Origin of the sequence: Kitasatospora sp. NPDC051914 (assembly GCF_040680995.1) — a bacterium.
Lineage (GTDB): Bacteria > Actinomycetota > Actinomycetes > Streptomycetales > Streptomycetaceae > Kitasatospora.
Map to the genome: position 1 here is coordinate 114,862 of NZ_JBFAXX010000008.1, position 20,543 is coordinate 135,404.

The following is a 20,543-nucleotide window of genomic DNA, read 5'->3' on the forward strand; positions in this document are numbered from 1 at the left end:
GCCTCGGCCATCGGCCGAGCCCGACCACCCGGCCGGCTTCACGCTCCATTGCTCGGGCGGCCGGCGTTGACGCCTACGGGTGCTGTGCGGGGCTTTCAGAACGCCCTCCGGCCGGAGGGCCGGGACGGCCCGGCAGCCTGCGCGTCGGCGGGGCTCCGGTCCTGCGTCTGCCGAGCGTGGGGAGCACCAGGACGGGGAGGAACCAGACCAGGACGATCAGGCGGGGGCCCGTCGCCATCGCGGGATTGGGGTGCCCGGCCTGGTTGAGCACCCCGGCGGCGGCCGTCGCGGCGGCGACCAGGCCGAACGAGGACGGCCGCCGGACCAGGGCCCAGGCCGAGAGCCCGAGGGCGAGGAGCAGTACGGGGTCGGCCAGCTGGAGGCGGAACCACGCCGGCCAGAAGCCCAGTTCCTGTTCGAGGAACCGGCGCCAGGGGTCGGCGACGTCCGGGATGCGGTAGTGGTCGGTGAGGAGGTCCTGCACGCTCTCCTCCCCGCCGGGCCACCCCAGCAGGAGCGCCGCGGCGTACATCGCGGCGGTCAGCAGGGCGCAGAGCACGAGCAGGTCCGCGGCGGGGCGGAGCGGTCGGCGACGGAGCCTGCGGTGGCCGACGAGGGCGGCCAGGGCCACGGTGAGGGCGGCGGTCAGGAGCAAGGCCTGCGAGTACCGCGTCACGAATACCAGGACCGCGCCGCCGGTGACGACCAGCGGCCCGGCCCGCCTCCTCCCGTTCAGTGCCAGCGTGGCGCCGAGCACCACCGTTGCCGCACCGGCCATGGCGAGCCCGTCGGACATCGGGCGCATCGCCGTGGTACCGGTGGGCAGGGCCAGGTAGAGGGCCTGCCCGCAGAGGGCGGCCGGCCAGGGGGCGCCGGCGACGCGCAGGGCGGCCAGCACGAGCAGGCTCCCCGCCAGCGTGACCGCGAGGCCGGCCAGCCAGATGCCCCAGGCCAGGCCGAAGACGGAGACGAAGGGGACCAGCAGCAGCGGGTACCCGGGGCGGGCCTCGAAGATCGCCATGTAGCGGTGGTTGAGGAACGGTCCGGTCATCCCGGAGGTGTTGCCGTGCTCGAGCCAGTACGCGGCCGACGCGGTCAGGCGTTTCCCGCACTCGTCGGCCGTCTCCGCCGCGGAGGTGTCCGCCGTCCAGGGGATCCAGGTGAGCCGCCCGCCGCCCGGGTCGGCGCACACGTAGTCGATGGTGCGGGCCGTCGCCCGGGCCCGGCTCTCTCCGCTCAGCGACAGTGCGTGGGAGATGTAGTTCCTGGAGTCCGGGGAGTCCCGGCCGGTGACGGCCGTGAGCTGCACGCCCGTGAAGGCCACGGCGAGCAGTACGGCGCAGCCGGTTCCGATGCGGTGCGGAGGAAGGCTCCGGCCCATGCGGCGTCCTGGGGGTTCTCGGGAAGTGCGGGCCGCCCGGGGGCCGCGGACCGTGACGGCGGGCCCCGCCCCCGGAAGCCCTCAGTCGTGGAAGGCCGCGACCAGGTCGTCGAGCGGGTCGTCGTCGCCGGTCGCCATGGTGCGGTCCAGGCCGCTGGTGAACGCCGAGGCGGCCGCGACGTGTGCCCGGGCGACCTCCAGCGTCTCGGCGGCGCGGGCCAGCTCCTCGGTGACCCGGGCCTGCCGGGCCGCCGCGGTGTCCCCCTCGCCGTCCGGCATGGCCACCCTGATCTGCTCGGCCGGGATCGCGGCCAGCCCCGCGGCGGCCTGGCCGAGCGTCTGCGGCAGGTGGAAGAGGATCGCGTGCAGTGCGGTGATGACGTCGTGCACGCTGGCCGGGTCGGGGAAGGCCCCGATCCCGGTGGCGGTCCGGTGGTTGAGGACGCGGATCTCCTCGCCCACGGCATTGGCGATCTCGTACGGGGTCCGGGCCGGACCCGGTGCGCGGTCTGGGCTCATGTCCGCCATGGTCACGCCGGCGCCGTACGGACACGCACGGCGGGGCCGCGGGAGCCTGCGACGACCACCCGTTGGACGTAGCGGCGGGCGGAAGGACATAGGCTCGGGGTATGGCTGAGGACGAGGGACCGGTTCGGGTCGACAGTTGGATCTGGTCGGTCCGGCTGCTGAAGACGCGCTCGATGGCCTCGGCGGCGTGCCGGGCCGGCCATGTGCGGGTGAACGACGAGCGGGCCAAGCCGGCGCAGACCGTGAAGCCGGGGGACGAGGTCCGGTTGCGGTACGACGGCCGGGAGCGGGTCGTGGTGGTGTGCCGGTCGATCCGCAAGCGGGTCGGTGCGGAGATCGCCGCGCAGTGCTACGTCGACCACTCCCCGCCCCCGCCGCCGCGCGAGTTCGCCGCGCCGACGGCCCTGCGCGACCGCGGTACCGGCCGACCGACCAAGCGCGACCGCCGGGAGATCGAGCGCCTGCGCGGCTCGTGACGCCCCACCGTTGACGTGCACCCGGCACCTGGCGCAGGCTTCGCATCACATCGCCGGATGTGAGCGGGCGTCAGGAGCATGGCCGTCGCCCGGGAGGGAGGGCGCGCCGTGAGGCTGACGCTGTTCGGATACTGGCACTCACCGGAGACCCCGGACCTGCCCGACCCCGCTGCGCTGGTGGACCCGGACTGGGAGATGTGGGAACGCTCCGAGGTCGCCGACTACTTGGAGCAGGGGCACGTCGCGCGCCAGTTCCTGGGCGTCTCGAGATGCCGCATCTGCGGCGAGGTCAACGGGTCGGCCGAGTTCACCGACGGCGAGTACCTCTGGCCCTCCGGCCTCGCCCACTACGTGCGGGAGCACGCCGTCCGGCTGCCGGAGCGGATCACCGCCCACATCCTGCGCCGCACCGCGGAGTGGGAGGAGGTCGAGGTCGACGCCTCCTGGTGGCGCGAACGGGCCTACCGGGCGACCCCGCAGGAGGGCCCGCTGGCAGCGGCCGGGCCGGGCGGACGCCGGGTGTGAGGAGTGCGGGCCGCTGGGCGGCGTGAGCGTTCAGGGCTGCTCACGCCGTGTCCCAGCGGTTCCGCGGCCGCACCGGTGCGTGGTGCGGCCGATCGAGGGCCCGGCCGTGGCCGGGTCGGGGGTGTCGGAGCCTCGGTGCTCAGTCGCGGGCCGCGGGCGCCGGGGCGAGGCCGGTGCAGGAGCGCAGCCGGTCGCGGCGGCGCTGGGCGGCGGTCGCGGCGGCACCGGACTGCGGCACCGGGACGCCGCGCTTGTCGATGTGCGCGGGGGTGAACCGCTCGCCGACGGTGCGGCCGTCCCCGTTCAGGGTGAGCGTGGTGACGCCGGTCTCGTCGGAGTCGGTGTAGTTCGAGGTGCCGTACCAGAGGAAGTTGCCGAAGCCGTAGGCCACGTAGGTGTCGCCGAGCATGCCGGAGCCCAGCATGGTGTGGGCGTGGGTGCCGACCACCGCGGTGGCGCCCGCCGTGGAGAGCTTGCGGGCGAGGTCGGTCTGGGCGCCGGTCGGGCAGGTGTGGCCCTCCTCGCCCCAGTGCAGGTAGACCAGGACGACGGGGGCCTGCTGCTTGGCCGCGGCGACCGCCCGGACGAGCGCGGCCGGGTCGAGGGCGGAGGCGATCCCGGCCTTGGACGAACCCGCCCGCCACTTCTGGTTGGTGAGGTCCTGGACCTGGCTGGCGGCGAGCACCGCGACCTTCACGCCCTTGACGGTGGTCACGTACGGGGCGTACGCCTCCTGGGCGTTGCGGCCGAAGCCGACCACCGGGATCGGCGAGGAGGCCTTGGCGGCGAGCGTGTCGGCGAGGCCGTCGGCGCCGAAGTCGACGGCGTGGTTGTTGGCCAGCGAGACCACGTCCACCCCCGCGTCGCGCAGCGACTGCAGCGCCTTGGGGCTGGTGCGGAAGGTGTAGGTCTTGGGCTCGGGCGCGCCGCGGCCGGTGATCGCCGTCTCCAGGTTGAGCACCGCCAGGTCGGCGGCGGCGAGCGTGCGGGAGATCGGGCCGAGCGCGGTCTCGGGGCCGCCGGCGAGGCGGGCCTCCGTCCGGCCCTCGAAGTGGACGTCGCCGGCGAAGGCGACGGTGATGGTGCCGCCCGCGGCGGCCGCCGGGGCGGAGCCGGAGAGGGCGGCCGGGTCGGACGGGACGCCGGACGCGGCGGGGTCGGCGGAGCCCGGGGCGGAGGGCGCGGCCGCCGTGCCACCGGCCGCCGGGGCGCGGTCGGCGGCCGGGCCGGACGCACTGCCGCAGGACGTCAGGCAGGCCAGGCCCAGCACGAGCGCGGCAGCAGGCGCGGCACGGCGCACGACAATCCCCCCGGTCATCGAACTGTACGCGCCAACTCTACGACACGACCCGCACAACCATCCGCATGATCCCCATAACTCATGCACAAATATGGAGGACTTGATTCCGCATGAGCCTGACATTCGATCAGGACGACCGGCGGACGACCAGCTCCGGCTCGAAGATCACCGAGGTGGCGCCACGGCCGGGGCGCGCCAGGACGTCCAGCAGGATGCGGGCCATCTCGGCGGCCATCTCCTCCACCGGCTGGCGGACGGTGGTGAGCAACGGCCGGCCGGCGGTGGCGGCGCTGCTGTCGTCGAAGCCGACCACCGCGACGTCCTCCGGCACCCGCAGGCCGTGGTCGCGCAGCACCGCGACGGCTCCCTGTGCCATCAGGTCGTTGGCGGCGAACACCCCGTCGAGGTCCGGGTGTTCGACGAGCAGGCGGGCCATCGCGCGCTCACCGCCGGCCTGCGTGAAGTCCGCCTCGGCGTGCGGCAGGTACGGCATGCCGTGGCGGGCCATCGCTTCGTGGAAGCCGTCCAGCCGGTCCCGGGCGGCGCGCACGGCGGGCGGGCCGGCGATGGTCGCCACCCGGCGGCGGCCGCGGGCGTGCAGGTGGTCGGCGGCGAGCCGGGCGCCGTCCCGGTTGGCCAGGTCGACGCAGCTGACCGGCAGCGGGGCGGCCGGGCGGCCGAAGAGCACGGTGGGCACGCCGGCGGCCAGCAGCAGGCCGGGCATCGGGTCGTCGGCGTGGGTGGAGACCACCATGGCGCCGTCGGCGTTGCCCTGCTTGAGGTAGGAGAGCGCCTGCTCGCGGGCCCCGGGGGCGTCGGCGAGCATCAGCACCGGATGGACGCCGTGCGGGCGCAGGCCGGTGAAGACACCGCTGACCACCCGACCGAAGAAGGGGTCGGTGAAGACCTGTGTCCGGGTGGCCTCCTCGTCCCGCTCGTCGGTGCCGCTGCCGGAGACGACCAGGGCGAGGGCGCCGGCCCGGCGGGTGACCAGGGATCGGGCGGCGCCGTTGGGCACGTACCCGGTGGAGGCGACGGCCCGGCGGACGCTCTCCTGGATGGCCGGGTCGACGTTGCGGATGCCGTTGATCACGCGGGAGACGGTCGCGCGGGAGACGCCGGCGACCCGGGCCACGTCCTCCAGGGTCGCGGGGCGCTGGGCGGCCGGGCGGAGGGCTTCGCTCATGAGCCTTTTATAGCACGCGGGAGAGCGCTCTATCAGCGTGTTTCCCGGCCTTCACCAGCGGCGTTCCGGGCCCGTACCGCCGCACGCCGTGCGCCCCCGCCCTCTCCGGGGGAGCGGGGAGGACGGGGGCGACGGTCGGCCGGCGGGCGTCAGGGCAGCAGGTACTGCTCGTTCAGCGCCGCACCGCGCCCGGGCTGGGTCTCGTCGTAGCCGCGGGCGTTGCACTGGAGACCGCCGACGATGCAGTGGTCGACCAGTGCGGCCAGGGTGGGCGCGTCCCACGCGTTGAAGAAGTCGTAGTGGAAGGAGTACCCCCGGCCGCTCGACAGCCGCAGCTGCGAGAGGTCGCCGGAGGGCACCGGCCACGCCATCTTGAACTCGATCATCGGGAGCGCCACCGGGTGGGTGGAGGGGCAGACACCGTTGACCGGGTAGGCCATGTGGCTCTTGTGGTCGGGGGTGTCCAGGTGCAGGCCGTTCCAGCAACTGGGGGCCTGGTAGCGCAGGTTGACCGCGCCGCCGCCGGGGCAGGAGGTCGGCAGGTCGGTGTTGTGGTAGCTGTTGCCGCACTCCCAGCCGGCCACGTAGCCGGGGTTGGTGGCGAACTCGGTCTGCGTCGCGGACGGGCTGCCCACGACGAACCGCAGACCCGGCGGGAACGGCCGCACCGAGGTGTAGTCGTTCACCCCCGTCTTGTAGTAGATGGTCTGCAGGCCGACCGGGTTGACCTCCGCGGCGCCGTTGTACATGGTCGGCATCCAGTAGGCGGACTTGTCGCCGGGGGCGAGGCAGGTGGTGCCGCCCGCCGCCAGCGAGGCCGGGGTGGAGGTCGCCGTGGTGGTGGTGTTGCCCATGAAGGTGTGCATGTGCGAGGCACCGGCCAGCCCGGGGAACACGATCGGGTCGTCCGGCAGGTTCCGGGTCGGCGAGCAGTTGGCCTGGAACTCGTGGAAGTAGGTGTGCGGCGGGTTGGCCGTGGACGGCGTCACCCCGGTCACCTGCGGGTCGGCGAGGACGTAGCCGGTCTGCGGGGTGCTGACCGTGCCGTACACCTTGAACTCGTACAGCGAGTAGCCGTACTGGGTGGCCCGTTGGGTGGCGTTGAGCCGGATGTACCGGCCGGTGCCGTTGACGTTCAGCGACTGCACGCCGCCGGCCGAGGTGGTCGTCGAGTAGATCGTCGACCAGGTGGCGGCGTCGGACGAGGTCTGCAGCTGGTAGGACCTGGCGTAGGCCGCCTCCCAGCTGAGCTCGACCTTGCTGACGGTCGCGGGGCCGCCGAGGTCGATCTGGAGCCACTGCGGGTCGCTCCAGTTCGAGGCCCACCGGCTGGTCGGGTCGCCGTCGACGACGGCTCCGGCCGGGAAGTTCGGGCTCTCGACGGACGAGGCGGTCACCGGCCTGGACTGCGAGATCAGTCCGTCGGCCGCAACGGCCTGGCGGGCGGTGCCGCCGATGCCCGCGAGGGCGAGCACCGCGGCGAACGCGACGGCGAGCGCCGTCCGCCGCGGCCTGCCCCGGGACAGGAAACGGGGTCGCATCGGACCTCCATTCGTGACGATGGGTGGGGGTTGCCCCGGGACGCGCCGGGTGGGGCGGGACGCGTCCCGGGAGTCTTGGACCGGACACGGTTGTCCGGGTCACGGGGCCCGGTCAGGGAGCCCCGGTCAGGGAGCCTCGGCCGGGAGGCCGAGTCAGGGCGTCCGGGTCAGGGGCGTCCGGTCAGGCGTAGACGCCGAACTCGAACAGCGAGTCGCCGTAGGCGGTGCCGCGCTGTGTGATGTTCACGCGCACGTACCGGCCGCTGCCGTTCACGTCGATGTCGTCGATGCCGCCGGTGCCGCTCGTCGTCGACCAGGCGGTGGCCCAGTTGGCGCCGTCCGCGGAGGTCTGGATCTGGAACGCCTTGCCGTAGGCGCCCTCCCAGCCCAGCTGGACGTGCTTGAAGGACTTCACCGCGCCCAGGTCGACCTGGAGCCACTGCGGGTCGGCCCACTCGCTGGCCCACCGGGTGTTCCAGTTGCCGTCGGTGGCGTTGGACGCCGGGTAGGGCGCGCCGTTGCCCTGGGCCTGGAAGGTGGAGGCGGTGGCGGGCCGGCCGAGCGCCAGGTTGGTGCCGCCCGGGGTGGGGGCCACCACCCGGAAGGACTTGGTCTCGATGCCCACGTTGCCGTGGCCGTCGTAGGCGTAGACGTAGACCTTGTGGACGCCGAGGTTCTTCGGGGCGACCGCGGTGAAGCGGCCGTCGCCGGTCCGGGTGAAGGCGACCTGGCTGAACCCGGTGCCGCCGCCGGCGTACTTGGCGCAGTAGTAGAGGTTGTAGCGGATCAGGTCGCCGTTGGGGTCGGTGGCGGTGGCGGCAATGTCGAAGGTGCCGCCGGCCGGCACGGTCGCCGTGTTGCTCAGCGTCATGTCCGAGATCACCGGCGGGGTGTTGCCGCCGACGTTGCCGCCGTAGTTCTCGGCGACGGAGTGGAAGGCGAGCCTGCGCCAGCCGGAGGGCACGGTGTTGTACCAGACGCCGCCGAAGTCGTTCTCGGTGCCGTAGTGGAAGACCGTCGCACCGAGCGACACACCGGTGTGGCCGGTGATGCAGCCCCAGTTGGAGAGGTAGGCGTCGCGCTTCTCGATGTCGGTGGGCTCCAGCGGCACGCCGTTGGCGTCGTTCGGCACCTCCCACTCACCGTTCTCGCCGGACTCGGTGATGATGTACGGCTTGGTGTAACCGCCGCTGATCCAGTCGTTCTTGACGTTGCAGACCGCGCCGTAGGAGTTCACCGCGAGCAGGTCGAGGCTGGGCGTGTGGTCCTTGTAGTACTTCCACGCCGCGGTGTACGCGTCGGTGGAGGTCACCGGATGGTTGGTGTCGATGGCGTGGATCGCCCGGGTGACCCGCTCCACGTACTCGGCGTAGGCGACGCGCTGCTGCTCGACGGTGGTGCCGTTGTAGGTGTGGTCCTGGGTGGTGAGGATGACCTCGTTGCCGACGTCCCACATCAGCACGCCGGGGTGGTTCCTGTACGTGGTGACCCACTGCTTGATCTGGTCGAGCGTGGAGTCCATGTACGCGGTGTCGTTGACGTAGTCGGCGCCCTGGTTGAGCCAGAAGCCGTTGACCACCTTGAGGCCGTGCGCGGCGGCGGTGTCCAGCAGCGGCTTGCTGCCGGCGTCGGTGCCCCAGGTGCGCAGGGTGTTGACGCCCATCGCCTTCAGCTCGCGGACGTGGGCGTCGGCCGCGGAGTTGGCCGGGCCCCAGGTGATGCCCTTGAGCTGGTACGGCTGCCCGTTCACCTGCAGCTGCCAGTTGCCCTGCGAGCCGGTCACCTTGACGGTGGAGGGCGCGGTCGGCACGGCCGGGTCGGTGAGCGGGGCGGGGGCGGCGCCGGTGGCGACCTGGACGGTGACCTTGTCGATGCTCAGGGTGCCGCCGGAGCTGGTGGCGTCGGTGGGGGTGGTGCAGTTGCAGACCGCGTCGGGGTAGCCGCCGCCGATGCCGAGGTTGAACACCAGGTAGAAGCCGTGGTGCACGGCCGCGTCCCAGGCGGCGACACCGACCTGCGACTCGTTGACCTGCCAGACCTGGCGGCCGTCGAGGTACCAGCGGATCTGCTCGTCCGAGGTGGTGCGGTCGATGATCTGCGAGTAGGTGTGGTAGCCGGTCTGGCAGCCGGTGCAGGAGGCCAGACCGCTGGTCATGCCGTTGTACTCGTTGCAGTTGCCGCCCGGGGCGGTGCCGCAGTGCAGGGTGGTGGAGAGCTGGCTGCGGCCGTTGACGTTCTCCAGGATGTCGGTCTCGCCGGCGCCGGGCCAGACGGTGGAGTTGCCGCGGTTGGCGGCACCCATCGCCCGGAACGACGGCCAGTAGCCGAGGCCGTTGGCCACGTCGGGCTGCTTGACGGTGGCCGAGATCTGCAGCTGCCCGCCGGCCGGGGCCGCGAAGTCGGTGCGCTTGGACTCGACCCGGCCGGACGTCCAGGCCGAACCGTTCTTCAGCGCGGTCAGGTTGAGCGCACCGCTGCCGTTGAGCCCCACGTTGGCCGGGGAGTCGGTGGCGGTCTGTACCTCGCCGGTGCCCCAGTTGGCCGGGCCGCCGGGGTAGGCGGTGCCGGTGTCGGTGATCCAGTCGTTGCCGTTCGGCGCGGTACCGGCCGTGCCGTTGAAGTCCTCGTTGAAGACGGTGGTCCAGTTGCCGGGCGGAGTGGTCGGCGGCGGCGTGGGCGGCTCGGTCGGCGGGGTGCTGCCGCCGCCGGTGCGGACCTGGAACTCCCAGAGCGAGTAGCCGTATCCGGTGCCGCGCTGGGTGCCGTACATCCGCACGTAGCGGCCGCTGCCGGAGACGTTCAGCGTCTCGGTGCCGCCCGCGCCGGTGGTGGTGGAGTACACGTCCGTCCAGCTCGTACCGTCCGCGGAGACCTGGATCTTGTACGCCTTGCCGTACGCCGCCTCCCAGTTGAGCACCACCTGGCTCACCGTGGCGACGGCTCCGAGGTCGACCCGGAGCCACTGCGGGTCGCTGTTGGCGGAGGACCAGCGGGTGCCGGTGTTGCCGTCCACCGCATTGGCGGCCGCGGTGCCGTGGTTCTCCTCGCTGGACGCGGTGACCGGCCGGCCCTGGGAGAGCAGGGAGGCGGCCGCCTGGGCGCGGACGGCGGGGAGGAACAGCAGCAGTCCGGCGACCAGGGCACCGGCGAGCACGGCAGCCAGGGCGCGCCATGGCGGTGACGAGTGCACGGCCGGGGCGGCCGCTCCGGCGGGTGGAGCGAGCATGGGGGACTCTCCTGACGAGACAGGTGGGGGAAGGACGGCACGCGTCGGCCGTTTCCTGGGAGAGCGCTCTCGCAGTCACGGGAATGGTTGCCTCGATGTTTCCGTCATGTCAAGCCCCGCGCAGCGCGCCGACTCTCGCCGATCATGCTTTCAAATCAGCAGGTGCGCAAAGCTTTTGAGTACAAGCCCTTGACGGCCGGCAGTTTCGGGGCCAGGCTCCGTTCGACGGGAGAGCGCTCTCCCGTCCAATCCGATGGCCGCCCGCACGTCCGCCCGATGGAGCGCTCTCCCGCATCACCCCGAATCCCCCGCAAGGAGCCCAGCCATGCCCACCGCCCGCCCCGGCCGGAGATCCGCAGCTCTCACCGCCTCCGCCGCCCCCGCCTCCAGCGCCGACGGCAAGGCCCTGTTCGGGCTCGGCCCCGACATGGGCGGCATGGCGCTCTGCTACCGCAGCGACCTCTTCAAGGCCGCCGGGCTGCCCACCGAGCGCGGGCAGGTCTCCGCCCTGCTCACCGACCGGCCCGCCTGCACCGCCGCGGGCAAGCGGTTCCTCGCCAACAGCCCCGACAAGAACGTGAAGTGGTTCGACAGGGCCGCACCTTCTTCCGGCTCGGCGTGCTGCTGCCCAACGTCACCTCGGTCGCCGCGGTCACCCTGATCTTCGTCCAGCTCTTCGGCCGCGACTTCGGCCTGGTCAACTGGGTGCTCGGCCTCTTCGGCGCCGACCGGATCGACTGGCAGGCCGGCACCCTCTCCTCCTGGGCGGCCATCTCGGCGATCGTCACCTGGCGCTGGACGGGCTACAACGCGCTCATCCACCTGGCCGCGATGCAGTCGGTGCCGTTCGAGCTGTACGAGGCCGCGGCGATCGACGGGGCGAGCCGCTGGCGGCAGTTCCGCTCGATCACGGTCCCGATGCTGCGGCCGACCGTCCTGTTCACCGTCATCGTGTCGACCATCGGCGCACTCCAGCTCTTCGGCGAACCGCTGCTGTTCGGCCAGCAGCAGGACCCGACCACCGGCGGCTCCCAGCACCAGTTCCAGACGCTGGCGCTGTACTCGTACAACCAGTTCTGGGGCCGCTTCAAGTACGGCTACGGGGCTGCGGTCTCGTGGGCGATGTTCCTGCTGATCGTGGTCGTGGCGGCCGCCAACCTGCTGGCCGCCCGCCGGCTGAAGGGGGTCGACGCCTCGTGAGCCGCAACCGCCAGCTCTCGGCCGGCAAGGGCGTGTACGCCACGCTCGCGGTCGGCGTGCTGCTGTCCGTCTTCCCGCTGTACTGGACGGTCGTCGCCGCGTCCCGGAACAACACCGACATCCACCGGGTGCCCCCGGTGCTGCCGCCCGGCGGGAACCTGCTGCACAACATCGGCGAGGCCTTCCGGCAGACCGACATGGGCCTCGCCCTGCTCAACTCGGTGATCGTCTCCTCGACCGTCACCGCCTGTGTGGTGCTGACCAGTTCGCTGGCCGGCTTCGCCTTCGCCAAGCTCCCCTTCCGCGGCCGCAACCCGCTGCCGGCCTCGGTGGTGGCCACCATGATGGTGCCGACCCAGCCGGGCATCATCCCGCTCTACATCATGATGGCGAACGGGTTCCACTGGGCCGACCACCTGCAGGCGCTGATCGTGCCGGCCGTCGCCAACGCCTTCGGCCTGTTCTTCATGCGGCAGTGCCTGGTCACCGCCGTCCCCGACGAACTGCTCGACGCCGCGCGGATGGACGGCTGCACCACCCGCGTCCTGTACCGGCACGTCGCACTGCCCGCCGCCCGCCCCGCGATGACCGTGCTCGGCATGCTCACCTTCATGGCCACCTGGAACGACTTCTACTGGCCCAAGGTGGTCATGACCCAGCAGAACCCCACCATCCAGCTCACCCTCTCCGAACTGGCCAGTGGCTACATCAAGGACTACTCGCTCGTGCTCACCGGCGCGCTGGTCGCCGGCCTCCCGGTGATCGCCGTCTTCCTCCTGATGGGACGCCAGATCATCGACGGAATCATGCAAGGGGCCGTGAAGGGATGACCGCCATCGACACCCCCCTCCCCCGCCGTGCCGTCGCCGACGGCCTCGACACCGCGCGGAAGGCCAGGCTGGTCTCCGGCGGCGGCACCTTCCGCACGAGTGGCGAACCGGCGCTCGGGCTGCGGCCGGTCGTCACCTCCGACGGACCGATCGGCGTCCGCGGCGAGTGCTGGGACGAGACCGACACCGCCCTCGCCCTCCCCTCCCCCACCGCCATGGCGGCCAGTTGGGACGAGGAGCTGGTCGAACGGCTCGGCGCGGTGCTGGCCGCCGAGGCCCGCCGCAAGGGCGTCGACATGCTGCTCGCCCCGACCCTCAACCTGCACCGCTCCCCCTTCGCCGGGCGGAACTTCGAGTGCTTCGCCGAGGATCCGCTGCTCACCGGCCGGATCGGCGCCGCCTACATCCGCGGCCTCCAGGGCGGCGGGGTCGCCGCCACCGCCAAGCACTACGTCGGCAACGAGTCCGAGACCGAACGTCTCACCCTCGACGCCGCGATCGACGAGCGCACCCTGCGCGAGGTCTACCTCGCCCCGTTCGAGGCCGCCGTGCGGGCCGGCGTGTGGGCCGTGATGTCGGCGTACAACGGGGTCAACGGCCGTGCCATGAGCGAGAGTCCGCTGCTGGACGAACCACTGAAGGGCGAATGGGGGTTCGACGGCGTGGTGGTCTCCGACTGGGGGGCCGTACGCAGCACCGAGGCCGCCGGTGCGGCAGGTGTCGACCTCGCCATGCCGGGCCCCAACGAGCGCTGGGGCGAGCGGCTCGCCGAGGCCGTCCGCGCCGGGCGCGTGCCGGAGGCGGCGCTCGACGACAAGGTCCGCCGACTGCTGCGGCTGGCCCGCCGGGTCGGCGCCCTCGGGGAGGCGGCCCCCGTGTCCGCGTCCGCAGCGGGCGGGGCACCCGGCGAGGACGCCCGGCCGCTGCTGCGCCGCGCGGCGGCCGCCGGGGCCGTCCTGCTGGAGAACCGCGGCGGCCTGCTCCCGCTCGATCCCGCGCGGCTGCGCCGCATCGCCGTGATCGGCCCGAACGCGGCGGCGGCCCGTATCCAGGGCGGCGGCAGCGCCTCCGTCTACCCGGCCTCCGTCGTGTCGCCGCTGGACGGCATCCGGGCCGCGCTCCCGGACGGCGTCGAGGTCCGCCACGCCGCCGGGGTACGGACCTCGGTGCGGCCGCAGCCCGTCGGGCCGGCCGACTGCCGCAACCCCGTGACCGGTGCACCGGGGGTGCACGTCCGCTTCCTGGACGCCGGGGGCACCGTGCTGCACCACGAGGACCGGCCGAGCGGCCGCAGCTTCGAGATCGACGAGACCGTCGACCTGTCGGCCCTGCACAGCGTGGAGCTCCGCACCGTGCTGCGCGCCCCCGCCGCCGGACGCTGGCGGTTCGGGGTGGTCGGACTGGGCGCCGTCAGCTTGCGGGCGGACGGCCGGACGGTGCTCGACGCCTACGCCGAGCCGGAGTCCGACGACCCGACGTACCTGCACGTCGCACCGGCCTTCCGGCAGGCCGGGGTGGAGCTGGCGCAGGGGCAGGAGGTCGAACTGCTGGCCCGCCGCATCGTGGAGCCCGGCCACGGCAAGGTGGTCGCGCTGACCGCCGACGCGCCGGCGGGGACGCCCGAGGAGGAGTTCGCGGCCGCCGTCGCCCTCGCCCGCGGAGCGGACGCGGTGGTGGTCGTGGTCGGCACCTCCGAGCAGCACGAGAGCGAGGGCTTCGACCGCGGCACCCTCGAACTGCCCGGCGGCCAGGACGCGCTGGTCTCCGCGGTGGCCGCCGCCAACCCCGCGACCGTGGTCGTGGTCAACTCCGGCGGGCCCGTGCTGATGCCGTGGTGCGGCGAGGCCAGGGCGGTGCTGCTCGGCTGGTTCCCCGGCCAGGAGGGCGGGGACGGACTCGCCGATGTGCTGTTCGGCCGTGCCGAGCCGGGCGGGCGGCTGCCCGCCACCTGGCCCGCGACCGGCCACGGTCCGGCCGTCCTCGGCACCCGGCCGCTGGACGGTGTGCTCGCCTACCGGGAGGGCCTGGACATCGGCCACCGCGGCTGGCTCCGGGCGGGCGCCGAACCCGCGTACTGGTTCGGCCACGGGCTCGGCTACGGCAGCTGGGAGTACCTGGCCGTGGAGGTCCCCCGGCGGATCGCGCCGGGCGCCGGGTTCACCGTCCGGGCGGTGCTGCGCAACACCGGGCGGCGCAGCTCGCGCGAGGTGGTGCAGGTCTACCTGGCGCGGCCGGGGAGCGCGGTGGCACGCCCGGTGCGCTGGCTGGCGGGCTTCGCGGCGGTGCGCGCCGAGCCCGGGCAGCGGGTGGAGGCGCGGATCGAGGTGGCGCCGCGGGCACTGGCCCACTGGTCGGTCGGGGAGCGGCGCTGGCTGGCCGAAAAGGGCGTGTTCACGGTGCTGGTCGGGCCGTCCTGCGGCGACGTGCCGCTGGCCGCGGCCGTGGAGGTGGCGCAGGCCGGGCCGGCCCTGTCGGCGGGCCCGCCCGGGGAGGGGCCGGTGGCGGGGGGCTGACCGGGCGGGGTGCCCGACGGGCGGACGGGGGTGCCGTCCGCCGGGCGCCGCGGGTTAGGGTGACCGGCGGCCGGAGAGCGGTTGCCGGGGCGATGCCCCTCGGGAACCACCCGTGCCGCCCGCCGCAGGGCCGTGACCAGCAGGCCCGCACCGCACCGCCCGTACCCGAGGGAGCAGCATGCAGCCCGCCGCCGACCGCCCGATCCGCTGGGGAATCCTCGCCACCGGCGGCATCGCCGCCTCCTTCACCGAGGACCTGCTGGGTGTGGAGGGCGCCGAGGTGGTGGCGGTGGCGTCCCGCTCCGCGGCCGGTGCGCGTGCCTTCGCCGACCGTTTCGGCGTCCCGCAGGCGTACGGCAGTTGGCGGGAGCTGGCGGCGGACGCCGAGGTGGACGTGGTCTACGTGGCCACCCCGCACGCCTTCCACCACGAGGCGACGGCTCTGCTGCTGGACGCCGGCCGGTCGGTGCTGTGCGAGAAGCCGTTCACGCTGAGTGCCCCGCAGACGGAGGAGCTGATCTCCACCGCGCGCAAGCGCGGGCTCTTCCTGATGGAGGCGATGTGGACGTACCTGGATCCGACCGTGCGCCGGATCACCGAGCTGATCGCGGACGGCGCGATCGGTGAAGTCCGTTCGGTGCAGGCGGACTTCGGCTTCCCTGCGGAGTTCGACCCGGCGCACCGGCTGTGGGACCCGGCGCTCGGCGGCGGCGCCCTGCTCGACCTCGGCGTCTACCCGGTGGCCTTCGCCCAACTGCTGCTCGGCGAGCCGGAGTCGGTGCACGCCTGGGCACAGCTCACCCCGCAGGGCGTGGACGCCAACACGGCGATCGTGCTCGGCCACGCGAGCGGGGCCACCGCGCTGCTGGGCTGCTCGCTGACCGCGCAGAGCGGGCAGCGGGCGACCGTCCAGGGCTCGGCGGGCCGGATCGAGATCGAGCGGGACTTCTTCCACCCGGACGGCTTCGTGCTGCACCGCGACGGCAGCGAGCCGGAGGAGTTCCGGGCGGCGCCGCGCGCCGGGCACGGGTACGGGTTGGAGGCGGCGGAGGTCGGGCGGTGCCTGCGGGCCGGGCTGACCGAATCACCCCTGGTGCCGCTGGACGGTTCGCTCGCGGTGATGCGTACGCTGGACGCGGTCCGGGACCGGATCGGGGTGCGTTACCCCGGCGAGTGAGTCCGGCCGGGAGGGTGGTGCTGCCGTGGAACTGCTGCCGACCGCGGAGTTCGTCCGGACGCTTCCGCACGGCACGGTGTTCGCCGCCGCCCATCTGACCGACGCGGCGGGCAATCCGCTGATGCTCAAGTCGGTCTACGACCCGGAGCTGTGGCAGCTGCCCGGCGGGAACCTCGACTTCGGCGAGGACCCGTGGGGCTGTGCGCGGCGCGAGACCTGGGAGGAGACCGGCCTGATGCTCCCGGAGGAGCCGGGCCGGCTGCTGACGGTGATGTTCGCCCCGCCGGTGGGCGAACTGCCGTTCAAGATCGGTTTCGTCTTCGACGGCGGCGCCCTGGACGACGCCCAGCTGGCGGCGATCCGCACCGACCCGGCCGAGCACACCGGCTTCCGGGTGCAGTCGCTGAAGGAGTGGGCGGCCGAGCTCAGCCCGCGGCGGATGAAGTTCCTGGAGTCGGTCGACCGGGCGCGCAGCACCGGGCGGGCCGACTACCTGTACCTGGGGCCGGTGGGCGGCAAGCGGTGAAGCTGCCGGTCCGGGTGCACCGGGCGCGGCTCGGCGCCGAGGAGTACCGGGTGATCCGCCCGCGCCGAGCCGTGGAGCGGGCGGTGCTGCTCGACCAGGACCACTTCCTGAACGGCTGGTTCGACCGCGGGGCGGCGCGGACGGTCGGCGGGCTGTGGCTGCTGGCGGCGCGGTCGCCGCGGTCGCTGGTCCATGTGCCGATCCGCCGCAACCGCCCGCCGGCGGCGTTCGCCCGGGCGGCGGGCGAGGACGAGCGGCTGGATCTGGTGCTGCTGCACCACTCGCTGCAGTTCCCCCCGGCGCGGTGGAAGGAACTGCGGGCCCGGCTCGGCGCCGGGGTGCCGCGGACGGCGGATCTGCCGGAGGCGGAGGGGGCCGTGGCGGAGGCGGCGGAAGCCGCGCCGCGGGATCGCCACCACCGGGAGTACCGCGACCGCTTCCACCAGCACGTGGTGGCCGGGACGCTGTTCATGACCGGCAGCGCCAGGGCCTTCCGGGAGACCGCGGACCGCTTCCTGGACGTGGCCCGGCACGGCCCCGCCCACATCCGCGCCCACCCCGCCTCCCCGCACTACTGCGCCGAGATCCACCACCTCGAGGGCGTGCTCGCGCCGCACGGCCGGGGCCTGCACCTGGAGTACTGCGAGCACTGGGCGGCCTGACCCGCCGTCCGGAGCCCGGAGGGGTGCGGCGTCAGGCGTCGCGGAGGATGCGGCGGGCGGTGGCGGGGCTGAGGCGGTGGACGGCGAGGAGGGCGCGGGAGGCGCCGACGGGGACGATGCGGCGGCCGGTGCCCAGGCCGCGGAGGACGGCTTCGGCGGCGGCCTCGGCGGTGAGCTTGCGGGCCGGGCCCTCGCGGCCGGCGGTCATCGGGGTATCGACCAGCGGCAGCACGACCTCCTGGACGCGGACGTGCGGGGTGGCGGCCTCGGACTGGTAGCGGAGGGCGTCCAGCAGGGTGTGCAGGCCGGCCTTGGTCGCGCAGTAGACGGGGGCGCTGCGCTTGGGGGCGTACGCCAGGCCCGAGGTGACCGCGGCGGTGCTGGGCTCACTGGCCGGCCCGGCTGCCTCCGGGCGGACGGCGGAGCGGGCGGCCGAGCTGCTGGCCGGCGGGCGGGCGGTGCCGGAGCGACTGCATGCGGTGCTGGTGGGCGAGTTGTGGGCCTCCGCCGGCGGGCCCGGTCTGCAGGAGGCCGCGGACCGGCTGTCGGCGGTGTTCGGGACGCCGGTACAGGCGGCCGGGCCCCAATCGTTGGCGGAGGCGGCCGGGCGGCTGGAGGCCTGGCTGCACATCGGGCACCGGACGCTGCTGGTGCCCGCCGCCGGATCACTGACGGTACGTCATGTTCCGTACCTCGGTGCACCACCCGGCTCGGCGGAGTCGCTGTTCGTCCGCGCGCTGCATGCCGCCGCCGCGGCCCGGGACGGTCGGCGGGTACGGGTACGGACCGGGGCGCTCGAGGCGGGCTGGCAGCTGGAGTGGGACGGCCGAACGGCTTCCGCCGGGCCGCTGGAACGGCTGCGGACGGCGGTGCGGCTCGATCCTGCGGCACCCTGGCGGCTGCCTGGAGCGGCCGCCGGGCTGCTGCTGGCACCGCGCACCCTCCAGCGTGAACTGGCCCGCCACGGAAGCACGTTCCAGGCCGAAGTACTGGCCGTCCGACTGGAGGCGGCCGGGCAGTTGGTCCGCCGGACGGCCCTGCCGCTGGCCCGGATCGCGGCCATGGCGGGATTCGCCGACCACGCCCACCTGACTCACCGCTTCACCGCCCGCTACGGGTGCACCCCGTCCGCCTTCCGGCTCGGTCCGGAGCCGGACCTGGGGAGCCTGTCCGAGTGAGTCGACCCGAACTCCCCCTGCAGGCGGTCTTTACGGGAACTGTCCTGGACATGTAAAACAACGTACTCCGGCGGCACCCCTCCGCCGTGACCCCCTCTCAGGTTCAGCGCCACGCTCCGCCGGCCCCGCGCACACCCCTCGCGGGCGCCCGCACCTCCCCACACACCGAGGAGCACGATGCGCATTCACCGCAGCACCGCCGTGGCCACCGCCGTCGCCGTCGTGGCGGGCGCGCTGGTGACCGCCGTTTCGCCGACCGCGGGTGCGGCCGACCGCCCGGCGCCGTCCCAGTCGGCCGCGGTGGCGAGGGCCGAAGCCGCGATGACCTCGCACGCGGCCCAACTCGGCGTCACCGAACGGCAGTCCAGCACCGTTCGGGACGTGGTGACGGATGCCGACGGCAGCCGCCACGTCCGCTTCGACCGCAGCTACGCCGGCCTGCCGGTGCTCGGCGGCGACCTGGTGGTGCACCTGGCCCCGGACGGCTCGTACCGCGGGGCGGACCGGGCCGCGACCACGGACCTGGCCGTGCCGTCGACCACCCCGACCGTCGGCAGGACCGCCGCCGTCGAGCAGGCGAACGGCGAACTCGCCCGCGCCGGCCAGGGCCGCACCACCGTGCAGCAGGGCGCGCAGCCGCAGTTGGTGGTCGACGCCCGTTCCGGCGCACCGCGGCTCGCCTGGCAGACCACCGTCTCCGGCACCGACTACCTGGGCAACCCGGTGGCCAGGACGGTGCTGACCGACGCCCGGACGGGCGCCCGGATCGACTCCTGGGACGGTCTGGAGACCGCGGCCGGCGACGGATCCTCGCTGTACAGCGGCACGGTCGCACTGGAGACCACCGTCTCCGGCAGCAGCTACCAGCTGAAGGACCCGACCCGCGGCAACACCTACACCGGCGACGCCGCCAACAAGACCGACCTGTGCTTCGGTTCGATCTGCTTCAGCCGGGCGCCCGCCACGCTGTTCACCGACGCGGACAACCACTGGGGCACCGGCACCACCGCCGACCGGGCCACCGCCGCCGTCGACGCGCAGTACGGCACCAACACGACCTGGGACTACTACAAGAACGTGCACGGCCGCTCCGGCATCGCCGGCGACGGCAAGGGCTCGTACAACCGGGTGCACTACGGCAGCAACTACAACAACGCGTTCTGGCAGGACAGCTGCTTCTGCATGACGTACGGCGACGGCGACGGCTCGACCTTCGGCCCGCTGGTGTCGCTGGACGTCGCCGGACACGAGATGTCGCACGGCGTGACCTCGCGCAGCGCCAAGCTCAACTACTCCGGCGAGTCCGGCGGGTTGAACGAGGCGACCTCGGACATCATGGGCACGCTGGTCGAGTGGTACGCGGGCAACGCCTCCGACGCGGGCGACTACCTGATCGGCGAGCGGATCGTGAAGTCCGGCTTCGGCAAGCCCGCGCTGCGCTTCATGGACCAGCCCTCGCGGGACACCAAGTCGGCGGACTGCTGGAGTTCGGGCGTCGGCAACCTGGACGTGCACTACTCCTCGGGCGTGGCCAACCACTTCGCGTACCTGCTCGCCGAGGGCAGCGGCGCCAAGGTGGTCAACGGGGTCTCGTACAACAGCCCCACCTGCAACGGCTCCACCGTCTCCGGCATCGGCCGGGACGCGCTGGGCAAGATCTGGTACCGCGCGCTGACCGTCTACATGACGTCGACCACCAACTACGCCGGTGCGCGCACGGCGACCCTCAAGGCCGCCACCGACCTGTACGGCGCCGGCAGCAGCCAGTACGCGGCGGTCGCCGCCGCCTGGTCGGCGGTCAGCGTGGGCTGACCCGCACCGTCGAACCGCGGCGCCCCGCTCCCCCGGTCCTGCCGGGCGGAGCGGGGCGCCCGTCGTCGACGTCCGGGGTTCAGGCCCGGCCGAGCGCCCGGTCGACCCGGATCTCGATCACCACGCGGTCCGGGTTCACCCGCGGCGGGCGGTAGCGCTCGGTGTAGCGGCGGACCGCGTCGGCCACCTTGTCCGGGTCCTGGCTGACCGTGGCCACGCCCTCCAGCGTGGCCCAGCGCGCCCGGTCGACCTGGCACAGCGCCACCCGCGCCCCGCCCTCGCCGGCCTCGGCCACATTGCGCACCTTGCGGCTGGTGCGGCTGCTGATCACCCGCGCCACCAGCGTCTCGGGGTCGAAGGTCGCACCGACCGGCACCACGTGCGGCGTGCCGTCCGCGCGCAGCGTGGTGAAGGTGCACAGCTGGTACTCGCGCCAGAAGGCGAGGTAGGCGTCGTCGAGTGCGCCGAGATCGTGGGCCATG

Annotated in this window: 18 protein-coding genes and 1 pseudogene; 11 read left to right on the forward strand and 8 right to left on the reverse strand. The window is 73.6% G+C overall.

The window, feature by feature from the left end; translation table 11 throughout:
* Positions 1-73 precede the first annotated feature (73 nt).
* Both AB0M03_RS08040 and AB0M03_RS08045 read right to left on the reverse strand, forming a co-directional pair.
* Complete coding sequence (locus tag AB0M03_RS08040) at positions 74-1,381, reverse strand: hypothetical protein (protein ID WP_363489680.1); 1,308 nt, start codon at positions 1,379-1,381, stop codon at positions 74-76.
* A gap of 81 nt (positions 1,382-1,462) precedes the next feature.
* Positions 1,463-1,900 carry a hypothetical protein gene (locus AB0M03_RS08045; protein WP_363489682.1) on the reverse strand — a complete coding sequence of 146 codons (438 nt, stop codon included), beginning with the start codon at positions 1,898-1,900 and terminating at the stop codon, positions 1,463-1,465.
* Between the two features lie 110 nt (positions 1,901-2,010).
* Here AB0M03_RS08045 and AB0M03_RS08050 point away from each other — a divergent pair, with 110 nt between their 5' ends.
* Together AB0M03_RS08050 and AB0M03_RS08055 are read left to right on the forward strand one after the other, a co-directional pair.
* Positions 2,011-2,385, forward strand: coding sequence for an RNA-binding S4 domain-containing protein (locus AB0M03_RS08050; RefSeq protein ID WP_363489684.1), 375 nt, complete (start codon positions 2,011-2,013; stop codon positions 2,383-2,385).
* Positions 2,386-2,493: 108 nt separating this feature from the next.
* Positions 2,494-2,910, forward strand: a complete 417-nt coding sequence (locus AB0M03_RS08055; protein ID WP_363489686.1) for a hypothetical protein — start codon at positions 2,494-2,496, stop codon at positions 2,908-2,910.
* 139 nt (positions 2,911-3,049) lie between these two features.
* Here the strand turns inward: AB0M03_RS08055 and AB0M03_RS08060 are convergent, their stop codons facing one another.
* The 4 genes from AB0M03_RS08060 to AB0M03_RS08075 form a co-directional block, all read right to left on the reverse strand.
* Entirely contained in the window at positions 3,050-4,228 is a 1,179-nt protein-coding gene (locus AB0M03_RS08060; protein ID WP_363489688.1) for a CapA family protein, read from the reverse strand.
* Positions 4,229-4,337: 109 nt separating this feature from the next.
* Entirely contained in the window at positions 4,338-5,396 is a 1,059-nt protein-coding gene (locus AB0M03_RS08065) for a LacI family DNA-binding transcriptional regulator (protein WP_363489690.1), read from the reverse strand.
* 149 nt (positions 5,397-5,545) lie between these two features.
* The gene (locus AB0M03_RS08070) at positions 5,546-6,937 is read right to left on the reverse strand and encodes a DUF1996 domain-containing protein (protein ID WP_363489692.1); all 1,392 of its coding nucleotides are present in this window, start codon (positions 6,935-6,937) and stop codon (positions 5,546-5,548) included.
* A gap of 181 nt (positions 6,938-7,118) precedes the next feature.
* Positions 7,119-10,163 carry a discoidin domain-containing protein gene (locus AB0M03_RS08075; protein WP_363489694.1) on the reverse strand — a complete coding sequence of 1,015 codons (3,045 nt, stop codon included), beginning with the start codon at positions 10,161-10,163 and terminating at the stop codon, positions 7,119-7,121.
* A 325-nt stretch (positions 10,164-10,488) separates the two neighbouring features.
* Between AB0M03_RS08075 and AB0M03_RS08080 the strand changes: the two genes are divergently transcribed.
* The 7 genes and pseudogenes from AB0M03_RS08080 to AB0M03_RS08110 all read left to right on the forward strand — a co-directional run bounded on the left by AB0M03_RS08080 (position 10,489) and on the right by AB0M03_RS08110 (position 17,071).
* Positions 10,489-10,824, forward strand: coding sequence for a hypothetical protein (locus tag AB0M03_RS08080; RefSeq protein WP_363489696.1), 336 nt, complete (start codon positions 10,489-10,491; stop codon positions 10,822-10,824).
* Positions 10,755-11,363, forward strand: a pseudogene (locus AB0M03_RS08085) (sugar ABC transporter permease); the annotation flags it as partial. The gene AB0M03_RS08080 and the pseudogene AB0M03_RS08085, both read left to right, overlap by 70 nt.
* Positions 11,360-12,193: a carbohydrate ABC transporter permease gene (locus AB0M03_RS08090; RefSeq protein ID WP_363489698.1), complete on the forward strand. Its 834-nt coding sequence runs from the start codon at positions 11,360-11,362 to the stop codon at positions 12,191-12,193. The pseudogene AB0M03_RS08085 and the gene AB0M03_RS08090, both read left to right, overlap by 4 nt.
* A complete protein-coding gene (locus AB0M03_RS08095; protein ID WP_363489700.1) occupies positions 12,190-14,706 on the forward strand; it encodes a glycoside hydrolase family 3 C-terminal domain-containing protein in 2,517 nt (838 codons plus the stop codon). Before AB0M03_RS08090 ends, AB0M03_RS08095 begins: the two co-directional genes overlap by 4 nt.
* Positions 14,707-14,884: 178 nt before the next feature.
* Complete coding sequence (locus AB0M03_RS08100) at positions 14,885-15,883, forward strand: Gfo/Idh/MocA family oxidoreductase (protein ID WP_363489702.1); 999 nt, start codon at positions 14,885-14,887, stop codon at positions 15,881-15,883.
* A gap of 25 nt (positions 15,884-15,908) precedes the next feature.
* On the forward strand, positions 15,909-16,409 hold the full coding sequence (locus AB0M03_RS08105) for an NUDIX domain-containing protein (RefSeq protein ID WP_363489704.1): 501 nt from the start codon (positions 15,909-15,911) through the stop codon (positions 16,407-16,409).
* Positions 16,406-17,071 carry a hypothetical protein gene (locus AB0M03_RS08110; protein WP_363489706.1) on the forward strand — a complete coding sequence of 222 codons (666 nt, stop codon included), beginning with the start codon at positions 16,406-16,408 and terminating at the stop codon, positions 17,069-17,071. Before AB0M03_RS08105 ends, AB0M03_RS08110 begins: the two co-directional genes overlap by 4 nt.
* A gap of 31 nt (positions 17,072-17,102) precedes the next feature.
* Here the strand turns inward: AB0M03_RS08110 and AB0M03_RS08115 are convergent, their stop codons facing one another.
* Positions 17,103-17,702, reverse strand: coding sequence for an SDR family NAD(P)-dependent oxidoreductase (locus AB0M03_RS08115; protein ID WP_363489708.1), 600 nt, complete (start codon positions 17,700-17,702; stop codon positions 17,103-17,105).
* On the opposite strand from AB0M03_RS08115, the gene AB0M03_RS08120 reads away from it, so the two are divergent.
* Complete coding sequence (locus AB0M03_RS08120; protein WP_363489710.1) at positions 17,662-18,249, forward strand: helix-turn-helix transcriptional regulator; 588 nt, start codon at positions 17,662-17,664, stop codon at positions 18,247-18,249. The genes AB0M03_RS08115 and AB0M03_RS08120 overlap by 41 nt on opposite strands.
* Before the next feature lie 177 nt (positions 18,250-18,426).
* Positions 18,427-20,061 carry a M4 family metallopeptidase gene (locus AB0M03_RS08125; protein ID WP_363489712.1) on the forward strand — a complete coding sequence of 545 codons (1,635 nt, stop codon included), beginning with the start codon at positions 18,427-18,429 and terminating at the stop codon, positions 20,059-20,061.
* Between the two features lie 79 nt (positions 20,062-20,140).
* Here AB0M03_RS08125 and AB0M03_RS08130 read toward each other — a convergent pair whose 3' ends face one another.
* Positions 20,141-20,542 (reverse strand): TIGR03618 family F420-dependent PPOX class oxidoreductase, encoded by a 402-nt coding sequence (locus tag AB0M03_RS08130; RefSeq protein WP_363489714.1) that lies wholly within the window; start codon positions 20,540-20,542, stop codon positions 20,141-20,143.
* Between the last annotated feature and the right edge of the window lies 1 nt (position 20,543).

What these genes read in the sequence shown, in the direction of transcription:
- AB0M03_RS08040 (WP_363489680.1), bottom strand. Translation starts at nt 1,381, where the DNA reads ATGGGCCGGAGCCTTCCTCCGCACCGCATCGGAACCGGCTGCGCCGTA.
- AB0M03_RS08045 (WP_363489682.1), bottom strand. Translation starts at nt 1,900, where the DNA reads ATGAGCCCAGACCGCGCACCGGGTCCGGCCCGGACCCCGTACGAGATC.
- AB0M03_RS08050 (WP_363489684.1), top strand. Translation starts at nt 2,011, where the DNA reads ATGGCTGAGGACGAGGGACCGGTTCGGGTCGACAGTTGGATCTGGTCG.
- AB0M03_RS08060 (WP_363489688.1), bottom strand. Translation starts at nt 4,228, where the DNA reads ATGACCGGGGGGATTGTCGTGCGCCGTGCCGCGCCTGCTGCCGCGCTC.
- AB0M03_RS08065 (WP_363489690.1), bottom strand. Translation starts at nt 5,396, where the DNA reads ATGAGCGAAGCCCTCCGCCCGGCCGCCCAGCGCCCCGCGACCCTGGAG.
- AB0M03_RS08070 (WP_363489692.1), bottom strand. Translation starts at nt 6,937, where the DNA reads ATGCGACCCCGTTTCCTGTCCCGGGGCAGGCCGCGGCGGACGGCGCTC.
- AB0M03_RS08075 (WP_363489694.1), bottom strand. Translation starts at nt 10,163, where the DNA reads ATGCTCGCTCCACCCGCCGGAGCGGCCGCCCCGGCCGTGCACTCGTCA.
- AB0M03_RS08080 (WP_363489696.1), top strand. Translation starts at nt 10,489, where the DNA reads ATGCCCACCGCCCGCCCCGGCCGGAGATCCGCAGCTCTCACCGCCTCC.
- AB0M03_RS08095 (WP_363489700.1), top strand. Translation starts at nt 12,190, where the DNA reads ATGACCGCCATCGACACCCCCCTCCCCCGCCGTGCCGTCGCCGACGGC.
- AB0M03_RS08100 (WP_363489702.1), top strand. Translation starts at nt 14,885, where the DNA reads ATGCAGCCCGCCGCCGACCGCCCGATCCGCTGGGGAATCCTCGCCACC.
- AB0M03_RS08115 (WP_363489708.1), bottom strand. Translation starts at nt 17,702, where the DNA reads ATGTGCAGCCAGGCCTCCAGCCGCCCGGCCGCCTCCGCCAACGATTGG.
- AB0M03_RS08125 (WP_363489712.1), top strand. Translation starts at nt 18,427, where the DNA reads ATGCGCATTCACCGCAGCACCGCCGTGGCCACCGCCGTCGCCGTCGTG.
- AB0M03_RS08130 (WP_363489714.1), bottom strand. Translation starts at nt 20,542, where the DNA reads ATGGCCCACGATCTCGGCGCACTCGACGACGCCTACCTCGCCTTCTGG.